Raw genomic sequence first — 5,644 nt, 5'->3', positions numbered from 1 at the left:
GAACGCCGCAGCGAGCGCGCGCCCGAGCGGCACGGGATCGGCGCGGCGGTCGAACGCGCCGGCGACGAGCGCCACGCGCGCGGCCGGCGTATCGGCTGAAACGGTCATTTACAATGCCGGGATGAACCCGAAAGCTCACGAACCCGCTAGTTTACCTGCTCCCGGCCCCGATGCGCTCGCGCAGTCCGAAACGCTCGCCGCGCAACTGCGCGCCGAGATCGCGGCGGCCGGCGGCTGGCTGCCGTTCTCCCGCTTCATGGAGCGCGCGCTGTACGCGCCGGGCCTCGGCTATTACAGCGGCGGCGCGCGCAAGTTCGGCCGCCGCGCGGACGACGGCAGCGACTTCGTCACCGCGCCCGAACTGTCGCCGCTGTTCGCGCAGACGCTCGCGCAGCCGGTCGCCGACGCGCTCGCGGCGAGCGGCACGCGGTGCGTGATGGAATTCGGCGCCGGCACCGGCAAGCTCGCGGCCGGCCTGCTCGCGGCGCTCGATGCGCTCGGCGCGACACTGGACGAGTACCTGATCGTCGACCTGTCCGGCGAGCTGCGCGCGCGCCAGCGCGACACGATCGCGGCGGCCGCGCCGGCGCTGGCCGCGAAGGTCCGCTGGCTCGATGCGTTGCCCGAGCGGTTCGAGGGCGTCGTGATCGGCAACGAAGTGCTCGACGCGATGCCGGTGCGGCTGTTCGCGAAGGCCGGCGGCGCCTGGCGCGAGCGCGGCGTCGCGCTCGACGCGCAGCACGCGTTCGTGTTCGACGATCGCGCGGTCGCGCCGGACGACGTGCCGCCGGCGCTCGCGGGCCTCGACGTCGACGACGGCTACGTGACCGAGACGCACGAGGCCGCGCTCGCGTTCACGCGCACGGTCTGCACGATGCTCGCGCGCGGCGCGGTGCTGCTGATCGACTACGGGTTCCCGGCGCACGAGTACTACCATCCGCAGCGCGACCGCGGCACGCTGATGTGCCACTACCGGCACCACGCACACGACGATCCGTTCCTGTATCCGGGGCTGCAGGACATCACCGCGCACGTCGAATTCACCGGCATCTACGAGGCCGGCATCGCCGCCGGCGCGGACCTGCTCGGCTACACGTCCCAGGCGCGCTTTCTGCTGAATGCCGGCATCACCGACGCGCTCGCCGCGATCGATCCGTCCGACGTCACGCAGTTTTTGCCGGCCGCGAACGCGGTGCAGAAGCTGATTTCGGAGGCGGAGATGGGCGAGCTGTTCAAGGTGATCGCGTTCTCGCGCGGCATCGACGGCACGCTCGACGCATTCGTGCGCGGCGACCGCTCGCACGCGCTGTGACGGAGGCCGCATGCTGCGCTGGCTGATGGCGTCGTTCGTCGCGGTGATGATCCTGACGCGCTGCTGGCCGTGGCTCGGCAAGCTCGGCATCGGCCGCCTGCCCGGCGACGTCACGCTGACGCTCGGCGGCCGGCGCTATCCGTTCCCGTTCATGTCGACGCTGGTCGTGACGATGCTCGTGTCGACGCTCGCGCGTCTGCTTTGACGCGATAGCGAACGCGCGTGCTGCCGCACGCCGCGTCGGACGGGCCGCGACGGTCGGCCCTTGCCCTTACAGCTCGATCTCGCCGAGTATCCGGTGAGCGAGCGCCTTCGCTTCCTCGAACGCCTCTTCCTCGCTCGAGCTCGTCGCGCCGACCTCGTAGACCGTGTTGTCCGGCGTATCGCCTTCGTCGCGCGTGAGGATCACGTAGCCCTCGAACTGGCCGCCGTCCGCCTTGCGCGTGTGCGCCTTCGCCGTGTAGATGCCCTTCGTGAACGTGTTCGTGTCCATGATGCCTCTCCCGCAAAAGGACGCTTCATCGTAGCACTGCGGCGCAGCATGTCCAGCGCGGTGTATCGGCGGCCGATCGATCGACGCGCGTTCAGCGTTCGAGCAGGGCGACGACTTCGTCGAGCGTCGGCGCATGCGCGCCCGTGTGCCGGCACGCGGCCGCACCGGCAGCGAGCGCGAAGGCCAGATGTTCGCGCCACGACCGCTGCGGCGCCGCCATCAGGCTGAACAGCATCCCGCCGATCGACGCGTCGCCCGCGCCGACGGTGTCCGCGACCTCGACGCGCGGCGGCCGCGCGTCGTAGCGTTCGCCGTCCGCATAGAGCGTCGCGGGCTGCGCGCCGCGCGTGACCAGCACGGCCGCGCGCGGATTCAGCGCGCGCACTGCCTCGATCGCGTCGTCGCCATCGCTGCCGAACAGATGCCGCAGATCCTCGTCGGACACCTTGATCAGATCGGCGAGGCCGGCCATTTTCTCGAGCGTCGGCCGGTACGCGGCCGTCATCAGGTTGCGCACGTTCGGATCGAAGCTGATCTTCACGCCGCGCGCATGGAGATCGGCCGCGAGTGCGACGAGCGTGCCCGCGAGCGGTTCGCGCACGAGGCTGATGCAGCCGAAATGCGCCCATTGCACGTGCTCGGCCCAGCCGGCCGGCAGACGCGCCGGGTCGAACGCGAGATCCGCGCTCGCTTCGCCGATGAAGAAGTACGCGGGCGGCCGCGTCTCGTGGACGATCGCGAGCAGCGGCGGCCGCGCGACGCGCTGCAGGAAGCGCAGATCGAGGCCGGCCGCTTCGCTCGTGTGCCACAGCACGTCAGAAAAGCAGTCTTCGCCGATCGCGCCCGCGAGCGCACTCGGCACGCCGAGCCGCGCGACCGCGCGCGCGACGTTCCAGCCGGCGCCGCCCGGCACCGAGGTCCATTGCGCGTCGCCTGCGCGCACCATGTCGGTCAGGATGTCGCCTGCCGACACGAAAGCCGGAAACGTGCCGCCGCTCATTGCGCCTGCTCGCTGCGCGCCGTGCGCGCGAGGGTCGCGAGCACGTCGTAGCACGCGCCCATCGTGTGATAGTCGGTTTTCCCGGCCGGGCTTTTCTCGTCGCTGTACTTGCGGTTGTCGCAGGTGAGGATCCGGTACCACGCGCCGTAGCGGTGATCGACGAAATGCGCCCAGCTGTAGCGCCAGATCTCGTCGTACCAGTCCCAGAAGCGTTCGGCGCCGGTGCGCGCGCCGAGCATCGCGGCGGCCGCGAAGGTTTCGGCCTGCACCCAGAAATACTTGTTGTGGTCGCAGATCGTGAAGTCGGGGCCGAAGCCGTAGCAGAGGCCGCCGTGGTCGGTGTCCCAGGCGTGCGTGAGCGCGGCGTCGAACAGTTCGGCCGCGCGCGGCACGAGCCAGTCGAGCGGACGGTGCCGTTCGAGGATCAGCAGCAGCTTCGCCCATTCGGTCTGGTGGCCCGGCTGGAAGCCCCACGGACGGAAGATGTTCGAGCTGTCTTCCTTGTTGTAGTCCCAGTCGACCGACCAGTCCGCGTGGTAGTGCTCCCAGACGAGCCCGCCGGCGAGCGCGGCCTGGCGTTGCGTGATGTTCGTCGCGACCTTTTCCGCGCGATCGAGATACGTCAGGTGGCCGGTCGCTTCGTACGCAGCGAGCAGCGCTTCGGTCATGTGCATGTTCGCGTTCTGGCCGCGATACGTCGACACGATCCAGTTCGGCGTCGCGTCGTCGGCATAGAGCCCGGCGGCGGGATCCCAGAAGCGGTGCTCGGCGAGCTCGTAGGTCGCGGCGATCAGCGGGCGTGCTTCCTCGATGCCGGCCATCGTCGCATGCGCGGCCGCGAGCAGCACGAACGCGAGCCCGTAGCAGTGGCGCGTGCCGTCGAGCGTCGCGTGCTTCGCGCCGTCGCGCCACTCGAGCTCCCAGTCGTAGCCCTGCAGCTGTTCGTCCCAGTGTGCGTCGCGCAGGAAGCGCAGCCCGTGGCGCGCGTAGTCGAGATGGCGCGGATCGCCGAAATGCCGGTACGCCATCGCGTAGTTGAACACGAACCGGCAGCTGCTCACGAGGTGGCGCGACGTGCGGTTATAGACGCTGCCGTCGTCGCGGAAGTAATGGTAGAAGCCGCCGGTCGGATCGAGTACGTTCGGCGCGTAGAAGCGCAGCGTGTCCTCGACGTGCGACAGCAGGAACGACGGATCGCGGAAGTTCGCGACGAACGGCGCCGGCTGCGCATGGGCGGCCGGCGTGGTGGGGCAGGACTGGACCGGAGGCATGTTCATGATTCGGTGACCGTGGCGGTATCGAGGGCCGGCGAGCCGGCGGACTGGCTGCTGGCCCGCACGATCAGCTCGACGGGCAGCGAGATCTCGGTGTGCTCGGGCGACTCGGCGAGCAGCAGTTCGACGCCGCGGCGGCCGAGCGCTTCCTTGTCGACCGCGAGCGTCGTCAGCGGCGGGTTCGCGTGCGCGGCGGCGGGAATGTCGTCGAAGCCGACGATCGCGATATCGTCCGGAATCCGCAGCCCGCGGGCGAGGCACACGCGCTGGGCGGCCAGCGCGGCCGCGTCGTTATACGCGAACACCGCGTCGGGCCGCGGGCCCGGCGCATCGAGCAGTTGCTGCATCGCGCGCGTGGCGCCGGTGTCGGGATCGAGCCCTGCGTCGATCGTCACTTCGTACGCGGGATCGAACAGTCGGCCGGCCTCGAAGAATGCGCGGCGATAGCCGATCGCGCGCTGCGCGATGCTGTAGTGCGCGGGCGAGCCGCCGATGAAGGCGATCCGCGAACGGCCCGTTGCGAGCAGATGGCGCATCGCGAGCGCGGCGCCCGTCGCGTTGTCGATGTTCACCGAACGCAGGCCCGGCGCCCACAGGTCGATCAGCACGAGCGGGCGGCCCGTCGCGGCGAGCGCCTCGATCGTTTCCGGTTCGATGAAGCCCGCGACCGCGATCGCGTCGGGCGCGTGCGGACGCATCTGGCGCAGCACGTCGTCGTTCGGGCCGACCGTCAGCAGCGTCGGCACGATGCCGCGCTCGCGGCAGGCATCCTCGACGCCGTGCAGCACATGCGAGAAGAACGGGCTCGCGGGAAAGCGGTTGTGCTGCCGATGCAGCAGGAACGTGAGCCGGCGGATGCGCGGCCGCAGTTGCGCGTGGTCGTAGCCGAGCCGCTGCGCGATCTCGACGATCCGCGCGCGCGTCGTTTCGGACAGGCCCGGCTGGTTCTTCAGCGCGCGCGACACGGTGCCGATCGAAACCTCTGCCGCCCGCGCCACGTCGCGAATGGTGGTGCCCATCGTTCGGGTTCCGGAATGTTTAGGTTGACGGCGATTGTATAGTAAAACCCGTTTGTGAAAGCGGGTCGGATAACCGGGGAATACCCGCAAATAACAGCTTTTAGCGTGCTAATCAGTGAAAACGACGTTACTAAAAATACTAAACAAAGCGCGAAAAAGGCAAGGTGAACGAGTGACGGCACGCTGGATGGGGCCGCGGGCGGGCGTGGTGCGCCGGAAGCATGCTGGGAGCGGGGCGGGCTGAGCTGGGCCGCAGCTGGGCAGAGCAGGTCGGAGCAGACCGGAGCAGACCGGAGCAGACCGGAACTGGCGAGAGCTGCCTTGAGCAGGTAGAAGCATGCCGGGGCAGGCGCGAGCATGGCCCAGAGCGGGCTGGAACGGGCCCGAGCACGCCGACGCGGGCTGGCGGCGCGCGAAGGCGCGATGGCCCGAAGGTCGCCTGCGTGGCGCAATCCGGGAAGAGGCGAGACAAGGCGGCAACGCAGCAGGCGGCGGGCTGAAGCCTCGCCCCGCGCGGTTCAGCCCGCGCTCGCGCCGGGCGGCTCG

6 protein-coding genes are annotated in these 5,644 nt (G+C 69.8%); 2 read left to right on the top strand and 4 right to left on the bottom strand.

Annotation, left to right across the window (positions count from 1 at the left end; all coding sequences use genetic code 11):
• Positions 1-121: 121 nt before the first annotated feature.
• Entirely contained in the window at positions 122-1,312 is a 1,191-nt protein-coding gene (locus HMPREF3115_RS06235) for a class I SAM-dependent methyltransferase (protein WP_070553755.1), read from the top strand.
• Between the two features lie 10 nt (positions 1,313-1,322).
• Complete coding sequence (locus tag HMPREF3115_RS06230; RefSeq protein ID WP_006398048.1) at positions 1,323-1,517, top strand: DUF2905 domain-containing protein; 195 nt, start codon at positions 1,323-1,325, stop codon at positions 1,515-1,517.
• Positions 1,518-1,583: 66 nt separating this feature from the next.
• On the opposite strand, the gene HMPREF3115_RS06225 is transcribed toward HMPREF3115_RS06230, so the two are convergent.
• From HMPREF3115_RS06225 to HMPREF3115_RS06210, 4 genes are all read right to left on the bottom strand, one after another.
• Positions 1,584-1,805, bottom strand: a complete 222-nt coding sequence (locus HMPREF3115_RS06225; RefSeq protein ID WP_006398049.1) for a hypothetical protein — start codon at positions 1,803-1,805, stop codon at positions 1,584-1,586.
• Between the two features lie 91 nt (positions 1,806-1,896).
• The gene (locus HMPREF3115_RS06220; protein ID WP_053297763.1) at positions 1,897-2,805 is read right to left on the bottom strand and encodes a carbohydrate kinase family protein; all 909 of its coding nucleotides are present in this window, start codon (positions 2,803-2,805) and stop codon (positions 1,897-1,899) included.
• Positions 2,802-4,082, bottom strand: a complete 1,281-nt coding sequence (locus HMPREF3115_RS06215; protein WP_070553753.1) for an AGE family epimerase/isomerase — start codon at positions 4,080-4,082, stop codon at positions 2,802-2,804. The genes HMPREF3115_RS06220 and HMPREF3115_RS06215 overlap by 4 nt, the downstream gene beginning before the upstream one ends.
• Positions 4,079-5,098 (bottom strand): LacI family DNA-binding transcriptional regulator, encoded by a 1,020-nt coding sequence (locus tag HMPREF3115_RS06210; protein WP_006398052.1) that lies wholly within the window; start codon positions 5,096-5,098, stop codon positions 4,079-4,081. Before HMPREF3115_RS06210 ends, HMPREF3115_RS06215 begins: the two co-directional genes overlap by 4 nt.
• Between the last annotated feature and the right edge of the window lie 546 nt (positions 5,099-5,644).

Source organism: Burkholderia sp. HMSC10F09 (assembly GCF_001806955.1).
Classification (GTDB): Bacteria; Pseudomonadota; Gammaproteobacteria; order Burkholderiales; family Burkholderiaceae; genus Burkholderia; species Burkholderia multivorans.
Note: the sequence above shows the minus strand (reverse complement) of the source record. Positions and strands in the feature narration are given on the sequence as shown.